Source organism: Micromonospora sp. WMMB482 (genome assembly GCF_019038635.1).
GTDB lineage: Bacteria > Actinomycetota > Actinomycetes > Mycobacteriales > Micromonosporaceae > Micromonospora > Micromonospora marina.
Genome location: NZ_JAHOPD010000020.1, coordinates 2,833,008 through 2,848,189 on the forward strand (window position 1 = coordinate 2,833,008; position 15,182 = coordinate 2,848,189).

Annotated in this window: 14 protein-coding genes; 8 read left to right on the forward strand and 6 right to left on the reverse strand. The window is 73.1% G+C overall.

Going from position 1 to position 15,182, the window contains the following annotated elements; all coding sequences use genetic code 11:
• Window positions 1-45 precede the first annotated feature (45 nt).
• Window positions 46-2,829 (reverse strand): immune inhibitor A domain-containing protein, encoded by a 2,784-nt coding sequence (locus tag KSK32_RS14380; RefSeq protein ID WP_254187056.1) that lies wholly within the window; start codon window positions 2,827-2,829, stop codon window positions 46-48.
• A 234-nt stretch (window positions 2,830-3,063) separates the two neighbouring features.
• Window positions 3,064-5,052 carry an acetate--CoA ligase gene (acs, locus tag KSK32_RS14385; protein ID WP_216931677.1) on the reverse strand — a complete coding sequence of 663 codons (1,989 nt, stop codon included), beginning with the start codon at window positions 5,050-5,052 and terminating at the stop codon, window positions 3,064-3,066.
• A 222-nt stretch (window positions 5,053-5,274) separates the two neighbouring features.
• Here acs and KSK32_RS14390 point away from each other — a divergent pair, with 222 nt between their 5' ends.
• Window positions 5,275-6,021: an oxidoreductase gene (locus tag KSK32_RS14390; RefSeq protein WP_216931678.1), complete on the forward strand. Its 747-nt coding sequence runs from the start codon at window positions 5,275-5,277 to the stop codon at window positions 6,019-6,021.
• A 14-nt stretch (window positions 6,022-6,035) separates the two neighbouring features.
• Here the strand turns inward: KSK32_RS14390 and KSK32_RS14395 are convergent, their stop codons facing one another.
• From KSK32_RS14395 to KSK32_RS14405, 3 genes are all read right to left on the reverse strand, one after another.
• On the reverse strand, window positions 6,036-6,842 hold the full coding sequence (locus KSK32_RS14395; protein ID WP_216931679.1) for an HAD family phosphatase: 807 nt from the start codon (window positions 6,840-6,842) through the stop codon (window positions 6,036-6,038).
• A gap of 582 nt (window positions 6,843-7,424) precedes the next feature.
• Window positions 7,425-8,390: a phosphotransferase enzyme family protein gene (locus KSK32_RS14400; protein WP_216931680.1), complete on the reverse strand. Its 966-nt coding sequence runs from the start codon at window positions 8,388-8,390 to the stop codon at window positions 7,425-7,427.
• Between the two features lie 42 nt (window positions 8,391-8,432).
• Complete coding sequence (locus tag KSK32_RS14405) at window positions 8,433-9,128, reverse strand: hypothetical protein (protein WP_216931681.1); 696 nt, start codon at window positions 9,126-9,128, stop codon at window positions 8,433-8,435.
• Window positions 9,129-9,372: 244 nt separating this feature from the next.
• On the opposite strand from KSK32_RS14405, the gene ssd reads away from it, so the two are divergent.
• From ssd to KSK32_RS14440, 7 genes are all read left to right on the forward strand, one after another.
• Window positions 9,373-10,476, forward strand: coding sequence for a septum site-determining protein Ssd (ssd, locus tag KSK32_RS14410; protein ID WP_216931682.1), 1,104 nt, complete (start codon window positions 9,373-9,375; stop codon window positions 10,474-10,476).
• Entirely contained in the window at window positions 10,473-11,684 is a 1,212-nt protein-coding gene (locus KSK32_RS14415) for a TadA family conjugal transfer-associated ATPase (RefSeq protein ID WP_216931683.1), read from the forward strand. The genes ssd and KSK32_RS14415 overlap by 4 nt, the downstream gene beginning before the upstream one ends.
• A 524-nt stretch (window positions 11,685-12,208) precedes the next feature.
• Window positions 12,209-12,772, forward strand: coding sequence for a hypothetical protein (locus tag KSK32_RS14420; RefSeq protein WP_374226712.1), 564 nt, complete (start codon window positions 12,209-12,211; stop codon window positions 12,770-12,772).
• On the forward strand, window positions 12,772-13,500 hold the full coding sequence (locus KSK32_RS14425; protein ID WP_216931685.1) for a type II secretion system F family protein: 729 nt from the start codon (window positions 12,772-12,774) through the stop codon (window positions 13,498-13,500). Before KSK32_RS14420 ends, KSK32_RS14425 begins: the two co-directional genes overlap by 1 nt.
• Before the next feature lie 23 nt (window positions 13,501-13,523).
• A complete protein-coding gene (locus KSK32_RS14430; protein ID WP_216931686.1) occupies window positions 13,524-13,691 on the forward strand; it encodes a DUF4244 domain-containing protein in 168 nt (55 codons plus the stop codon).
• A gap of 101 nt (window positions 13,692-13,792) precedes the next feature.
• Entirely contained in the window at window positions 13,793-14,182 is a 390-nt protein-coding gene (locus tag KSK32_RS14435) for a TadE family type IV pilus minor pilin (RefSeq protein ID WP_289256659.1), read from the forward strand.
• Window positions 14,179-14,532: an Rv3654c family TadE-like protein gene (locus KSK32_RS14440; RefSeq protein ID WP_216931687.1), complete on the forward strand. Its 354-nt coding sequence runs from the start codon at window positions 14,179-14,181 to the stop codon at window positions 14,530-14,532. The genes KSK32_RS14435 and KSK32_RS14440 overlap by 4 nt, the downstream gene beginning before the upstream one ends.
• A 52-nt stretch (window positions 14,533-14,584) precedes the next feature.
• Here KSK32_RS14440 and KSK32_RS14445 read toward each other — a convergent pair whose 3' ends face one another.
• Window positions 14,585-15,163 carry a hypothetical protein gene (locus KSK32_RS14445; RefSeq protein ID WP_216931688.1) on the reverse strand — a complete coding sequence of 193 codons (579 nt, stop codon included), beginning with the start codon at window positions 15,161-15,163 and terminating at the stop codon, window positions 14,585-14,587.
• Window positions 15,164-15,182: the final 19 nt, after the last annotated feature.

The following is a 15,182-nucleotide window of genomic DNA, read 5'->3' on the forward strand; positions in this document are numbered from 1 at the left end:
TCAGCTCATTTTCCGGTCATTCCGGTTCCGGTTTGAACGTACGGCTCAGCTCCGCGGCGGAACCACGTACACCGTGGCGTACGAGTTGTCCCTGGCGGCCCACTTGATGATGATCGAGACGCCGTACTGGACGCCCGAGTCGCGCGGGTTGCCGGTGCCGAGCACGATCGCCCCGCCGGCCAGTTCCTCGCCGTACCAGTCGGTCGCCGGGGTGCCGTCCGGGTTCACCACCCGGGTCGTGTACTGCTGGTTGCCCCGCGACGGGACGACCACCGAGGCGTCGTTGTCCCGCGAGTACGCGGCGCCGTCACGGATCTCGATGCCGGGGTACCAGCCCTTGGCGTCGGTGAAGCCGCGTACCGGAGCCTGCGGACCGAACTTCGTGCAGTACTCGCTGTACGGCTCGTCCGCCGCCTCCAGGCACTCCTTGAACGGGTACGTCGGCTTCAGGCCGAACGCGGCGTTGGAGGACTGCGGCCGGCTGGGCAGGTTCTTCAGCACCGACGGGTCCTTCTCGGCCGCGACGCCCTTGCGGCGCAGCGGGTCGTTGTGCGAGTCGACGATCAGCAGACCGCCCTTGGCGCCGTAGCTGGGCAGCGCGGTCATCTGCGCGGTGACGTGGTTGACGTCGCCGAGCTGGGTGTCCCGGTACCAGACCAGCATGCCCGGCGCGTTGTACGCGATCCGGTCGACCTTCCACGCCTCGTGCGAGTAGACGGTGTCGTAGGTGTACTTCAGACCCTTGTCGAAGCCGTCGAAGTTACGCCACTCGGCCAGGTAGTAGTGCGACTTCACCTGGGTGCCCGAGTCGATGTACCAACCCGCGCCGCTGGTGTCGGTGAAGGTGCCACCGGTCTGGGTCCAGCCCGCCGCGCCGCTCTCCACGTCGTCGCTCCAGGTGGTGGCGCCGCCGCCGGTCACCGAGAAGTCGTCGGCGAACCAGCCGCGCTCCACGAACGCCTCGTCGGTGGCGTAGCGCAGCCGCACCTGCACGGTCTGCCCGGCGTACGACGACAGGTCGACGTAGTCGTGCCGCCAGCCGTCGGTGCTGCCGGTCAGGCCGTACTTCTTGTTGCCGAAGTCGACCATGCGGCCGTTCGGGTCGGCGTAGCCGTCGTTGGTGGAGACCAGCGCGCCGCCCTCGGCGTACACCTTCTGCTCGGTCCAGGTGGTCCCACCGTCGGTGGAGACCTCGACGAAGCCGTAGTCCCAGTCCGCCTCGATGACGTAGTCGTTCCACATCCAGAACTTCGCGTCCGCGGCGTTCGGGACGGTCACCGTGCGGCTGAGCTTGACGTCGGCCCAGTTCTGGTCCGCGCCGGAGTACCACATGTTCGAGCCGCTGTGCGGCGTCGCCAGTGAGATCACCTTGTCCGGCAGGTCGATCTTGATGCCGTCCTCGGTGCCGACCGGCGTACGCGACGTCTGCCCGAGCTTGACCAGCTTGGACCGGTCACCCGGCCCGAACGTCTTCGGCTCGGCCCAGCCGAGTACCCACTTGTCCCAGAGGCCCATGTGGGTGGGCAGCGCCTGGAAGATCTCGCCGGAGTGCGAGCCGGACGCCATCAGGTCCCAGAAATCCACGTCGGAGTCGGCGTTCCCGGAGGTGTCGTAGAGGTCCGGCAGGCCCAGGTCGTGCCCGAACTCGTGGGCGAAGACGCCGACGCCGGCGTCCTCCGGCTGCACGATGTAGTTCGACACCTTGAGGTCGGTGCCCGGGATCGTGTAGCCGCCGGCCACGGTCGAGGAGTGCGCCCAGACCGCGTAGACGCCGACGTCGCCGCCACCGCGGGACTTGCCCTGGTTGGCGTGCACCAGCACCAGGTGGTCGATCACGCCGTCCGGCTCGAGGTAGTTGCCGTCGCCGTCGCGATCGCTCTGGTCCTCGATGTCGTAGTCGGCCCAGGGGAAGTCCGGGTCGGCCGCGGCCAGCGCGTCGATCGCGTCGGTGGCGAGCCGGCCCGCGCCCTGCGGGTTGTCCGGGTGGCCGTTCATCGACTGCTCACGCCCAGCGACCCAGTTGCCGTTCTCGTCCTGGAAGCAGCGCGAGGCGGCGTACCAGCCCTCCGAGTGCGGCACCGTGATCCACGGGCTGGCCTGCCCGTCCACGGTGTACGCGCCCTTGGACATCTCCAGGTACATGTTGTGCATGGTCCGCCCGGCGAGGCTGATGCCCGGCTTGCCGTCCGGCCCCTTCAGGTCCTTGCGGACCCGCTCGGTGATGCCCTTCTTGCTGTACAGCATCTTGTCGTAGTGGGCCGGCGAGAAGTCCGGCACCCACATCGAGTTGTTGTCCTTGTGCGGCAGCGTGGCCGGGTTCGGGATCGTGTTGTGCCGCGGCCCGTTCTGCACGGTGCCGGGAACGCAGGTGCGGTCCTCGAACACGGTCTTCGGGACCATCACGTTCGTGAAGTCGTCGTTGGCCTGGTCGTTGAACTCGACGAGCAGCGTCAGCAGCTTGGCGGTCTGCGTGCTCTTGGCCTTCTTGATCTTCCGAGGGCTCTGGCCGGAGCGGATGGACTTGGCCTCCAGCCTGGCCAGCTCGCGGGCCGCGATCGGGTTGCCCCCGGCGTACTTGCGGTCGTAGGCGCGGGCCTCGTCCGCGGGCGAGGAGAAGATGCCGTCGCGGCCCTTGACCTCCTTGCCGCCGGTGTCCGGCTGGACCTCGGGCTCGGCGTAGTTGATGTAGTGCTCGTCCGCACCGATCGTGACCGGTGCGGACCGGGCCGGCTGAGCCGCCGCGCTGCCCGTCACGGTCAGCGACGAGGCCGCGAGCGCGATGGCGGGCAGCGCGACGAGTAGGCGTCGCCGTGCCCTGTGCTGCGACATGGGGAGCATGCCACTCCGTTCGTAGGGAATGGTGAGGGACCGGCCGTCTCAGTGACGCGTGTCGAAATCTGCCGGTGCGGCTGAACGTAACCGACGACGAGCGACATCGACAGGGGTGAGCAGGCCCTCTGGCCGATCAGGTCAGGCACGGGTCAACCGATCGACCGGCGCGGATCCCGGATACGACGAAGGGGCGGCCCGCCCGGCGGCCCGCCCCTTCGTCGTACGTCGTCGTCAGTCCTCGTCGGACTTCCCGCCGCTCATCCCCGACGAGATCAACTCCATCACCGAGGAGTCCTGGAGCGTGGTCACGTCGCCCAGCGACCGGTTCTCCGCCACGTCCCGCAGCAGCCGGCGCATGATCTTCCCGGAGCGGGTCTTCGGCAACTCCGGCACCAGCATGATCTGCCGCGGCTTGGCGATCGGGCCGAGCGTCTTCGCCACGTGGTTACGCAGCTCGGCGATGAGCTGCTCGCCCTGCTCGCCCGAGGTCTCCGCGCTGCCGCGCGGAATGGCGAACGCGACGATCGCCTGGCCGGTGGTCGGGTCGGTCGCGCCGACCACCGCCGCCTCCGCCACCGACGGGTGACTGACCAGCGCCGACTCCACCTCCGTGGTGGAGATGTTGTGGCCGGACACCAGCATCACGTCGTCCACCCGGCCGAGCAGCCAGATGTGCCCGTCGTCGTCCTTCTTGGCGCCGTCGCCCGCGAAGTAGACCCACTCGTCGCCGGTGTTCGCACCCGCGCCGAACCGGGACCAGTACGTCTCCAGGAACCGGTTGTCGTCGCCCCAGATCGTCCGCAGCATCGACGGCCACGGCTCCTTCAGCACCAGGTATCCGCCGCCACCGTTCGGCACCGACTCGCCCTGGTCGTCGACCACGTCGGCGACGATGCCGGGCAGCGGGCCCATCGCCGAGCCGGGCTTCGCCTCGGTCACGCCGGGCAGTGGAGAGATCATGATGGCGCCGGTCTCGGTCTGCCACCAGGTGTCCACCACCGGCAGCTCACCGCGGCCGATGTGCTGCCGGTACCAGATCCACGCCTCCGGGTTGATCGGCTCGCCGACGCTGCCGAGCAGGCGCAGTGACGACAGGTCGTACCCGGCCGGGATGTCCTCGCCCCACTTCATCATGGTGCGGATCAGCGTCGGCGCGGTGTACAGGATGGTCACCTTGTACTTGTCGACGACCTCCCAGAACCGGCCCTTGTGCGGGGTGTCCGGGGTGCCCTCGTACATGACCTGGGTGGCGCCGTTGGAGAGCGGGCCGTACACGATGTAGGAGTGCCCGGTCACCCAGCCGATGTCGGCGGTGCACCAGTAGACGTCCGTCTCCGGCTTCAGGTCGAACACCGCGTGCGTGGTGTACGACGCCTGGGTCAGGTAGCCGCCGGTGGTGTGCAGGATGCCCTTCGGGCGGGCGGTCGTGCCGCTGGTGTAGAGGATGAACAGCGGGTGCTCGGCGTCGAACGCCTGCGCCTCGTGCTCCGGCGACGCCGTCTCCACCGTCTCGTGCCACCAGTGGTCCTTCGCCGACCAGGCGATCTCCTCCCCGGTGCGCCGGACCACCAGCACGTGCTCCACCGACGGGCAGTTCGCCACCGCTTCGTCCACGGTCGGCTTGAGCGCCGACGGCTTGCCCCGCCGGAAGCCGCCGTCCGCGGTGATCACCACCTTGGCGCTCGCGTCCTGGATCCGGTTGGTGAGCGCGTCGGCGGAGAAGCCGCCGAACACCACGCTGTGCGTCGCGCCGATCCGGGCGCAGGCGAGCATCGCCACCGCCGCCTCCGGGATCATCGGCAGGTAGATGGCCACCCGGTCACCGGCGGTCACGCCCAGCTCGGTCAGCGCGTTGGCCGCCTGGCAGGTGAGCCGGTGCAGGTCGGCGTAGGTGACGGTACGGGTGTCGCCCGGCTCGCCCTCCCAGTGGATCGCCACCTTGTCGCCGAGGCCCGCCTCGACGTGCCGGTCCAGGCAGTTGTATGCCACGTTGAGCCGGCCCCCGGTGAACCACTTCGCGAACGGGGCGTTCGACCAGTCGAGCACCTGCTCCCACGGCTGGGCCCAGGCCAGCCGGCCGGCCTGGCGCTCCCAGAAGGCCAGCCGGTCGCCGGCCGCCTCCTCGTACGCCCCGGCGGTCACGTTGGCGTTCGCGGCGAGTTCGGCAGGCGGCGGGAACTGGCGCGTCTCGTTCAGCAAGTTGGCCAATGCCTCGCTCATGCGGTGACTCCTTCGTCGCGTGACCTGCGTCTCCTGATGCGGGGAAGGTTAGTCTCGCCGTACCCCCGCCGCGACCGCCCGGCCCCTCCCCGCGCGCCAAGCGGCCCTCCCCCCGCGCCGAGATGTAAGGAAGGGCCCCCTATTAACGCCTCCGGTAGAGGAAGGGCCCCTTCTTAACAACCCCGGCCGTGCGACGGGCCCGCCGCTCGCTAGCGTGACGGGGTGACCACCGATCCGCTCGCCCCGCTGCTCGCGCTCGCCGACGTCGCCCCCGCCGTCGAGCAGGCCCGCGACCGGGTCGACCAGGCCCACCGGCACCGCGCGCTGCGCCGCCAGGGCGGCCAGGTCGCCGCCGAGGTCAGCCTCCGCTCGGCAGTGGCCAGCGCCGCGCTGGAGGGCCGCGTCCACGACCGTGAGGAGGTGCGCGCCGGCACCGTCACCGACCCGGTGCTCCAGGGCGCGCTGCGGGTCGCCGGGGCGCTGCCGGGGCTGAGCGACCTCTGGCCCAAGGCGCCCCGGCAGGTGATGGCCCGGCTGCACGTACTCGCCGCCCGCGACGTGGTGACCGAGGAGGAACTGGGCCGGCCCGTCGCCGACCCGGTGGTAGCGGCCCGCCTCGACGGCCTGGCCGCCCTGGTCGCCGGCGGCACCAAGGTGCCACCGCTGGTGCTGGCCGCCGTCGTACACGGCGAGCTCCTGAACCTGCGCCCGTTCCCGGGCCCGTCCGGGGTCGTGGCCCGCGCGGCCGCCCGGCTGGTGTTGATCTCCACCGGGTTCGACCCCCGCGGGCTGGTCGCGGTGGACGTCGGGCACCGCGAGCGCGAACCGGAGTACGTGGGCGCGGCCGGCGCGTTCGCCACCGGCACGCCCGACGGCCTGCGCTCCTGGCTGCGGCACTACATGAGCGCGGTGGAGGTCGGCGCGGACCAGATCACGCTGATCGGCGACGAGATCCTCGCGGCGTCCTGACGGGGGCAGGGGTGTCAGGCGGTGGGTGCGGTGGCGCGGGTGCGGCGGTGCCGGCCGTACCAGGCGATGCCGATGGCCACGCCGACGCCCACGCCGAGCGCCGCCGCCGCGACCGGCACCGCCGGCCGCTCGCGCAGCCGCCGGCCCACCGGAATCGGGTGCCGGAACTCCAGCACCGGCCACGCGTTCTCCACCGCCAGCTTGCGCAACGCCCGGTCCGGGTTGACCACCGTCGGATGCCCCACGCACTCCAGCAGCGGCCGATCGGAGTACGAGTCGGAGTACGCGTACGAGTCGGCCAGGTCGTAGTCCCGCTCCAGCGCCAGTTCGCTGACCGCCTCGACCTTGCTCGGACCGGCCGCGTAGAACTCGACCTCGCCGCTGTAGCGGCCGTCCACCACACCCATCCGGGTGGCGATCACGTCGTTGATCCCGAGCAGCTCACCGATCGGCCGGACCATCTCGTCGCCGGACGCGGAGACCAGCACGACGTCCCGCCCGGCGGCCTGGTGCTCCTCGATCAGGGCGGCCGCCTCGGCGTACACATAGGGGTTGATCAGCTCGTGCAGCGTCTCCGCGACGATCTGGCGGACCTGTTCCACCGGCCAGCCCTTGCAGAGCGTGGCCAGGTAGTCCCGGGTGCGGGCCATGGTCTGCTCGTCGGTGCCGCCCAGCCGGAACATCAACTGCGCGTACGCCGACTTGACCACGTCACGCCGAGTGATCAGCCCGTCCCGGTAGAACGGCCGACCGAACGCCAGGGCGCTCGACTTGGCGATGACGGTCTTGTCGAGATCGAAGAAAGCGGCGCTGCGGCCCACGGCGCGAAAGTCTAGCCCGACCGGAGGCGTGGAGGCGTCCGCCCGGGTCGCGAAAGCCGATGAGCACCCGGCGGAGTGACGGCGGTCACAGGCAGCTATCGATGAATTTAGCTTTGCGTGGAGTGAACAACACTCGACGTATAAGGGTCGACTGCGGCATGCTTGTCCTCGCGACGGGAGTTCGCACACCCGGCGCCGATGGGCCTCGGCGGTTGCACCCCCCGTAACCGCTGAGTCGGTTCGGCTCGACCCCCCCCCGGAGCCGAACCACAAGACGACCCCCGTCTCCCCCCGACGGGGGTCGTCCCTTTTTGCGGCTTCCCCTTCCGGCCCAGATCGAGGCGGCTTCTCCGGACCGGCCGAGCGACGCCTGGTCTCCGCCGGCCGGGAGCGGAAGCAGCACTCGGGTTAGGAAGAGCTCAGCCAGCACTGCCCGATAGCCGACGGGCCAACTCGCTCGCCGCCGCAGACGAAGCCCGGACGCCAGGGTCGGGGCGACCATCAGGGCGTAGATGAACAGGGGCAGCCGCAGCCCCCGCGATTCGAGCATCAAACCGCCGCAGTGAGCGTTCTGTGGTGAGATCAGGGCCCGTAACCGGGTTTTGCGACGGCCTCGGCGATCCGGGTGAGCCAGTGCAGGTCGTTGGCCCGGGACTCCGCACTGGCCCCAGGACTGAGGATGCTGCCCAGAAACGCCGCGACATCGTCGAGGTGCCGCTCACCGCGGTAGTAGCTCAGCAGAACGGCGTCCGGTTCCAGCGGCCCGTAGCCCTCGCGGAACAGCTCGGCCCGGTGCGCGTTGATCGGGTGGTCGCCGAAGTCGGCGCTGTGGACGAACATCAAATCCCGCTCGCGCGGCGCGAGGATCGGCGCGTCCCAGTCCACCACGTGCAGCGGACCGTCGCCGTCGGCGATCAGGTTGCCCGGATGGATGTCGGCGTGGCAGATGACGTGCTGGGCCCGCGTCGCGCGGGACGCCATCTCGTCGACCCTTTCCGCCAGCCGGTGCAGCGCTGCGCCGTACCGGTTCCAGAAGGCGCCGAGGACCTCGCTCCCCGCGGCCTGCCCGCCGAGGGCCCGCAGCCGCTCGCCCGCGCTCGATCGGTACGTCTCGGCCGGCAGGACGGCGGTGACCTCAGCGCTCGGCGTGACCTGGTGCAGCCGGCCCAGGAACTCGCCGTACTCGATCCACTGGCGGTCGGTGAGGCCACGCCCCCACAGGCTGCCGCCGTCGTGGAACGGGTAGAGCAGCAATCGGTAGTCCCCGAACCGGCGTCCGGCGCTGCTGTCCGGAAGGGCCAGCGGCGCGACGACCTGCCGAAGGCCCTGCGTCCGGAGGAAGCCGGGCAGCGCGACGGCGGCCGGCGTGAAGTCGCCGCGGCGTACCTTCAGGAAGTGGCGCCCGCCGTCGGACGTCTCCACCCGGTACGCCCACGCGTGCCCGTCGAGCCCGACCGGCATGAACGCGAGATCGGTGACGTCCACCGACCAGGCGTCGGCGACCTCAGCCGCCAGCATCCGCTCGTCGAGGTCCGGCTTGTCGAGCACCCGACGGAGCGTCGCAGCCGCCGGTCGGTCACGGCAAGGGAGTTACCGGAGCACCGCTCGCAGCGTCTGCCGGTCCGGCTCGAAGCACGCCAGCCCTCGGCCCCGCTCGTCGGCCACTACCCACGGGTGGCCGACGTACGTCTGCTGCCGGTACGACTGTCCGGGCCGGAGCACCGCGTACTGCTGCCGACGGCCGTCGTAGTTGATCCAGTGGACCACGACGGTCGACTCCCGGGCGTTGACGAAGTCGATGAACGTCGACGGACCACCGCCGTGCGAGCGCAGCCTCGATTCGTGCGATACCGGTGGTGCGGCCAGTTCCGCGGGCCCGGGCACCGGCGGTTCGGGCCGGGGAGGCGTGGGCTTCGGCGAGGCCGGCCGGCTGCTCGGGGTGGCGCGGCGAGTGGGTGAGGTGGTGCGGGTCGGTGCCACGGCGCGGCTGGAGAACGACACCGACGGCGGCGCGTAGGACTCGGCCGGCGTCTCCGTCACCAGCCCTGCCCGCGTCGGGGACGCCAGGATCGCCTCACCTTTGAGCGGCGGCGGGAGGTCGGGGCGACGCGGCGTGGCGAGGAGGCTGACGATGCTCGCCAGCACCACGACCACGAGTCCGATGGCGATCGCGGCGAGCAGCGTCGGCGACGGATCGCGGAGCCAGACTTCGCCACCGGTGGTCGGGGCGGACCGCGAGCGGGATCGACCCGAGGGGGTCGCGAGGGGGCGCGGTGAATCGGTCATGGCCTCGATTCCGCAAGCCGGTGCCGTCCATCGGCGGCGAGGGGCCTCGATTATCCGTTACCGCTCGTCCCTGTCGTCAATGGCCGACCGGCCACTCGACTTCCTCCGTCCCCGGCCCATAGCAGATCAACCGGCCCACCGAGGCCTGTCCACAACGCGCTCGGTTGTCCACAGGGCACCGGTCTCGCATCCCCCGGCCGGGCAGGCTCAACGGCACGTCCGAGTCCGACCGATGGAGGCCGCCATGCCGCCCCGTACCCCGCTCCCGCCGTACCGTCGCCTGCCCCTGCTCGTCACCTCCGACGGCGACCTTCTCGACGAGCTGCTGCGACTCGCGGCGGCCGGTGGCACCGAGGTCGAGCTGGCGGCCGATCCGGCCGCCGCCCGGGCCCGCTGGGCCCCGGCGCCGCTGGTGCTCATCGGCGCCGACCAGGCGGCGGCCTGCCTGCGGGCACGCCTTCCCCGCCGCGCCCGCACGGTCCTGGTCGGTCGCTCCGGAGAGCTCGATCCGGGTACGGAGCTGGCCGAACTCGTCGGCGCGGAGCACGTCGCGACGCTGCCGGCGGCCGAGCCCTGGCTGGTCGACCGGTTCGCCGAATGCACCGCCGGTCCGGCCGGCCCGGGCTCGGGCCGGGTGGTGGCGGTCCTCGGCGGCCGGGGCGGCGCCGGAGCCAGCGTGCTGGCCGGTGGGCTCGCCGTCAGTGCCGCCCGGTCCCGGCTGCGGACGCTCCTGGTCGACGCGGACCCCCTCGGCGGCGGTCTCGACCTGGTGCTCGGGTGGGAGCAGCTCGACGGGTTGCGCTGGCCCGAACTGGCCGGCACGGACGGGCGGGTCGACCCCCCGTCGCTGATCCGCGCGCTGCCCAGCCGAGGCGACCTGGTGGTGCTCTCCTGGGACCGGGGCGACCTGCGGCACCTGCCGGCGGAGGCGATGGCGGCCACGGTCGACGCCGGGCGGCGGGGGCGGGACCTGGTAGTGCTCGATCTGCCCCGGCACCTCGACGACGCGGCGGTGGTCGCGCTTCAGGCCGCCGACCGCGCGCTGCTCGTCGTACCGGCCGAGTTGCGTGCGGCCGCCGCGGCGGCCCGGGTCGCCGCCGTGGCCGCGCCGCACTGCGTCGACCTGTCGGTCATCGTGCGCGGCCCGGCACCCGGAAGGCTGCGTGCGGTCGAGGTGTCCCGGGCGCTGGGGCTGCCGCTCGCGGGCACGCTGCGACCCGAGCCGGGACTGTGCCGTGGGCTGGAGCGGGGCGAGGCTCCGGGCGCGAGCGGGAAGGGGCCGCTCGCCGCGCTGTGCCAGCGGATCGTGGACGAGCTGGCCGGGTCGCCCGCGGCGGGTGCGGCATGACCGCCCCGGCCGACCCGGGGGTTCTGGCCGCGCGGGTCCGGCACCGGTTCGCCGCCGAGGCCACCCCGGTCACGGCCGCGGCGATCGTCACCGCGGTACGCGCCGAACCGGCGACCGCGGTGCTCGGTGACACCACGCTGCTGCGGATCGCCGACCGGGTGCACGACGACCTGGTGGGCGCCGGGCCGCTGGCGCCGCTGCTCGCCGACCCACAGGTCACCGACGTGCTGGTGAACGGGGTGCGGGTCTGGGTCGACAGGGGACGGGGACTACAGCAGGTAGCCGTGCCGCTGGGCACGCTCGACGACGTACGCCGGTTGGCGCAGCGCCTCACCGCGGCCGCCGGTCGACGGCTCGACGACGCCTCCCCGTACGCCGACGCGTGCCTGCCCGACGGCACCCGGCTGCACGCGGTGCTGCCTCCGGTGGCGACCGACGGGCCCTACCTGTCACTGCGTACGTTCCGGCAGCGGCCGTTCACAGTGGACGAGCTCGTCGAGCGGGGCACCGTGCCCCGGCCGGTCGCACCGCTGCTCGCCGCGCTCGTGGCGGCCCGCCTCGCGTACCTGGTCAGCGGTGGCACCGGCTCGGGCAAGACGACGTTGCTCAACACGCTGCTCGGGCTGGTGCCCGGCACCGAGCGGATCGTGCTGGTGGAGGACGCCGCCGAGCTGCGCCCGGTACACCCGCACGTGATCGGCTTGCAGGCGCGCACGGCGAACGTCGAGGGTGCCGGTGCCGTCGGGCTCGGCGACCTGGTCCGGCAGGCGCTGCGGATGCGGCCGGACCGGCTGGTCGTGGGCGAGTGCCGGGGCGCCGAGGTGGTCGACCTGCTCGCCGCGTTGAACACCGGCCACGACGGCGGGGCGGGAACGCTGCACGCCAACGCCCCGGCCGACGTACCGGCCCGGCTGGAGGCGCTGGGGATGCTCGGCGGCCTGCCCCGGCTCGCGCTGCACGCCCAGGTCGCCGCCGCGTTGCAGGTCGTTCTCCAACTCCGCCGCACCGGGGAGGGGCGCGTCCTGGACTCCATCGGTCTGCTGCTACCCGACGGGCCCGACCGGGTGGTGACAGTGGTTCCGGCCTGGACGCGCGGCCGAGGGCTTGCCCCGGCGGCCCAGCTACTCGCCGGCCTGCTGCGGGAGCGGGGAGCGCCGGTGCCGCCGATCCTCCAGGCGGCGTGGCCAGCCCCGGCGGCACCGGCGTGACCGGCCACCTCTGGTCGGTGGTCCTGCTCCTGGCCGCCGCGGCGGTTGCCGTCGCCTGGCCGGTCCGGGCCGGTCGCGCCCGGCGGATGGCGGTCCTGGGTAGCGCGGGCACCCCGGGCGAGCGGGTGACGGGTTCCCGTTCAGCACCCCCGGACCCGCCACGACGTCCGCTCGACTCCGCGCCGAAGGCGTCCACCCGTCCCCCCGGTCGAGGCCGGGAACGGCGTCGGCCCGGAGCCGGGCATCAGGTGAGGCGATGGACGGACCTCGGTTCGGCTCCGGCTTCCGGCTCGCCGGCACCGGTCACCGGCTTGGCGCAGCGGATCCGGAGGTGGGCCGGCCTCGGCGCCGGCTCGCATCGATCGGCCGACCACTCGATCGCCGCGTCGGCGCTCTCCGCCGGACGTGCCTCGGCTACTGCTCCCGGGCGCTTCGCTGGACGCGCCTCGACCGACGCGCTCGCGTTCCTCGCCGGACGCGCCTCAGCTACCGCTTCCGCCCTCTCTGCCGGACGCGTGCTGCCCGTGGCGGCGCTGTGTGGCGCCGTGGCCGGGGCGCTGCTCGGTGGGCCGGTGGCCGCCCTGGTAATCGCCACCTACGGCGTGCTCGCGGCGCGGGCGGTGCTGCGCCGGCGCACCAACCGGTGGGCCACCTCCGCGCACCGCCGCGATCTCGACCGGCTGGCCGCCGTCGCCGCCGACCTGCGGGCCGGGCTACCCGTCGACGGCGGCATCGACGACGGCCCGGGACGCGTCGCGCGGCTGGCCCGGGCCGCCGGGCGGCTGGCCGACCGGACGGGTGCGCCGCTGGCCGATCTGCTGGAACGGATCGAGGCCGACGCCCGCGCCGCCGACCGGGGGCTTGCGGCTGCCGCCGCCCAGGCCGCCGGGGCGCGGGCGACCGCCTGGCTGCTCGCCGCGCTGCCGCTCGGCGGGATCGGTCTCGGCTACGGCATCGGGGTGGACCCGGTGGCGGTGCTCCTGCACACGCCGGTGGGTGCCGGCAGTGCGGTGGCGGCGGTCGCGTTGCAGGTCGGCGGGCTGCTCTGGGCCGAGCGGCTCGGCGTCACACCCGGGCGGGCCGCCTGATGTCACGGCAGGTGCTGGCCGCCGTCTGTCTCGGCGGCGCCGCGTCGCTCCTGGTCGTCACCGGTCCGGTCGTCCGCCCGGCACGGCGGCTGCGCCGGCTGGCTCCGGCATCGCGGCCGGCTCGCCCGGCGTGGTGGCCGGATCGGGTACGCCTCGGCGCGGCGCTGGCCGGGGTCGCCGTGGCGGTGGTCGTCGGCGGTGTCACGGGCGTGTTCCTCGGGCTGCCGGCCGGCGTCGCCGCCGACCGTCTGCTGCGCCGGATCGAGCCGCGCGCAGCCCGGGAACGACGGCTGCGGGAGACCGCCGACCTGCCGCTGGCCGCGGACCTGCTGGCCGCCGTGCTGCGAGCGGGCGCGCCGGTCGACCGTTCGGTGCTCGCCGTCGCGGAGGCGCTCGGCGGGCCACTCGCGGACCGGCTCGGCCGGGTCGGCCGGACGCTCCGCCTCGGTGGCAGCCCCGGCGAGGCCTGGGCGCACCTGGACGGCGTCGGCGGAGCCGAACCCGTTATCGCGGCGGCGGTGCGCTCGTCGAACAGCGGTGCCGCACTGGCTCGCGCGCTGACCCGGCTGGCCGACGACCTGCGTGCCGAACGGTCGACCTCGGCCGAGGCGGCGGCCCGCCGTGCGGGCGTGCTCATCGTGCTGCCGCTCGGGCTGTGTTTCCTGCCCGCCTTCATTCTCGCCGGTCTGGTGCCGGTGATCGTCGCCGTTCTCGGCGACGTGCTGTGAACCATCGAGAAGGGACGTACGACATGCGCAAGCTCTTCACCCGCCTGCGGGGTGACGCCGGCATGAACACCGCCGAGTACGCAGTGGGCACCCTCGCCGCGGTCGCGTTCGCCGGGATCCTGCTGAAGGTGCTCACCTCCGGCAACGTGCAGTCCGCGCTGACCGCCGTCATCGACCGGGCCCTGAAGTGATCGGGCGCCGGCGGGCCGGCCGTGCTGGTCGGTGGCTCTGCGAACCAGCGGTCCCGCTCGGCGCGTCCACCGGGCCCGGCCCGAGCCGGGTCGCCGCCGGGATCCGGGCCGGGGTGGTCCGGCGCCGGTGGCGCTCGCGGGTCGCGGGCGAGCGAGGTTCCTTCACCGCCGAGTTGGCGGCCGGCCTGCCGGCGCTCATGCTGCTCCTCGTCGCCGGGTTGACCGCGGTGAACGCGGTGGGTGCCCGGGTCGCGTGTGTCGACGCGGCCCGGGAGGCGGCTCTCGCCGCGGCCCGGGGCGAGTCCGGCACGGTCACCGGAAGCCGGTTCGCCCCGGAGGGCGCCGAGGTGTCGGTGACTGTGGCAGGCGATCGGGTCACGGCGACGGTCCGGGCACCGGTCCGGGCGCTCGGCGCGCGGCTGCCTCGCCTGGTCGTGTCCGGGGAGGCGGTGGCCGCCGTGGAGCCCGGCGCGCCGGGCCCGGTGCCGTGAGAGCTGACGGCGACCGGGGCGGCGCGACCGTCTGCCTGCTCGCGATCGGGCTGGTGTTCGTGCTGGTCGGCGTGTTCGGTGCCGCGGTCGGGGCGGCCCGGTGCGCGCGGCATCAGGCCCGCAACGCGGCGGACTTCGGGGCGCTGGCGGGTGCCGTGCAGGTGCTCGACGGAGCCGACGCCGCCTGCGCTCGCGCCGCCGATCTGGTCTCGGCCAACGGCGGCCGGATGACCGGGTGCCGGGCCGACGGACTGGACCTGATCGTCACGGCCCGGGTACGTGTGGCACCGCTGCCGGGGCTGGCCCGGGACGCCACCGCGACGTCCCGGGCCGGGCCGGCCCGGTCCTGACGGCGCACGCCGCGTCTGAACCGAGGACCGGCCCCGGGCCCGGGGCCGCAGGTCAGCGGGACTGGAGTGCGTCCAGTCCGACCGCCATGGCGATCACCAGCCGACGGTCGATCTGCGGGTGCTGGATCTCCACGGAGTACCGGTCACGCAGGCCCCACTTCCGGACGACCGAGAACACCGGCTGGCCGCCTGCCATGAAGTCGAAGTGGTACGGCAGCCAGGAGAGCGAGTCGACGAACCGGCGCAGCAGCGCGACCGGCAGGCTGCGCTCCTGCCCGGTGGCGGGCGGCAGGCCGGGCTGCTCGACGTGCCACGTCGAGCGCAGCAGCGACTGGGCGAAGTCCTTGCGGAACAGCCCGATGGGGTTGCCCGCGTGATCGGTCACGTCGTAGGTGGCGCCGAGGTCGAGCCGCTGACGGGCCTTGAAGCCGAGAAGGGGGTACTGCTTGGAGTCGTCGGTGTAGATGGTCACCTGCTCCTTGAAGGCGAGCCGCTTCTGCTGCGCGAACGCGAGCAGCCCGCCTTCGGAGCCGTCGGGCGCCACGGAGTGCACCTCGTACTGGTTGACCATCATCCGGAGTCGCTGACGGATGATGAACCGGTGCTGGGCCTGCAGGTTGTCGGGCGACATGTGATCTCCTTCGAGGGGT

Bases quoted from the DNA above. Each gene is read 5' to 3' on its own strand.
- KSK32_RS14445 (WP_216931688.1), bottom strand. From the start codon at position 15,163: ATGTCGCCCGACAACCTGCAGGCCCAGCACCGGTTCATCATCCGTCAG.
- ssd (WP_216931682.1), top strand. From the start codon at position 9,373: ATGCCGCCCCGTACCCCGCTCCCGCCGTACCGTCGCCTGCCCCTGCTC.
- KSK32_RS14405 (WP_216931681.1), bottom strand. From the start codon at position 9,128: ATGACCGATTCACCGCGCCCCCTCGCGACCCCCTCGGGTCGATCCCGC.
- KSK32_RS14430 (WP_216931686.1), top strand. From the start codon at position 13,524: ATGCGCAAGCTCTTCACCCGCCTGCGGGGTGACGCCGGCATGAACACC.
- KSK32_RS14415 (WP_216931683.1), top strand. From the start codon at position 10,473: ATGACCGCCCCGGCCGACCCGGGGGTTCTGGCCGCGCGGGTCCGGCAC.
- KSK32_RS14380 (WP_254187056.1), bottom strand. From the start codon at position 2,829: ATGTCGCAGCACAGGGCACGGCGACGCCTACTCGTCGCGCTGCCCGCC.
- acs (WP_216931677.1), bottom strand. From the start codon at position 5,052: ATGAGCGAGGCATTGGCCAACTTGCTGAACGAGACGCGCCAGTTCCCG.
- KSK32_RS14425 (WP_216931685.1), top strand. From the start codon at position 12,772: ATGTCACGGCAGGTGCTGGCCGCCGTCTGTCTCGGCGGCGCCGCGTCG.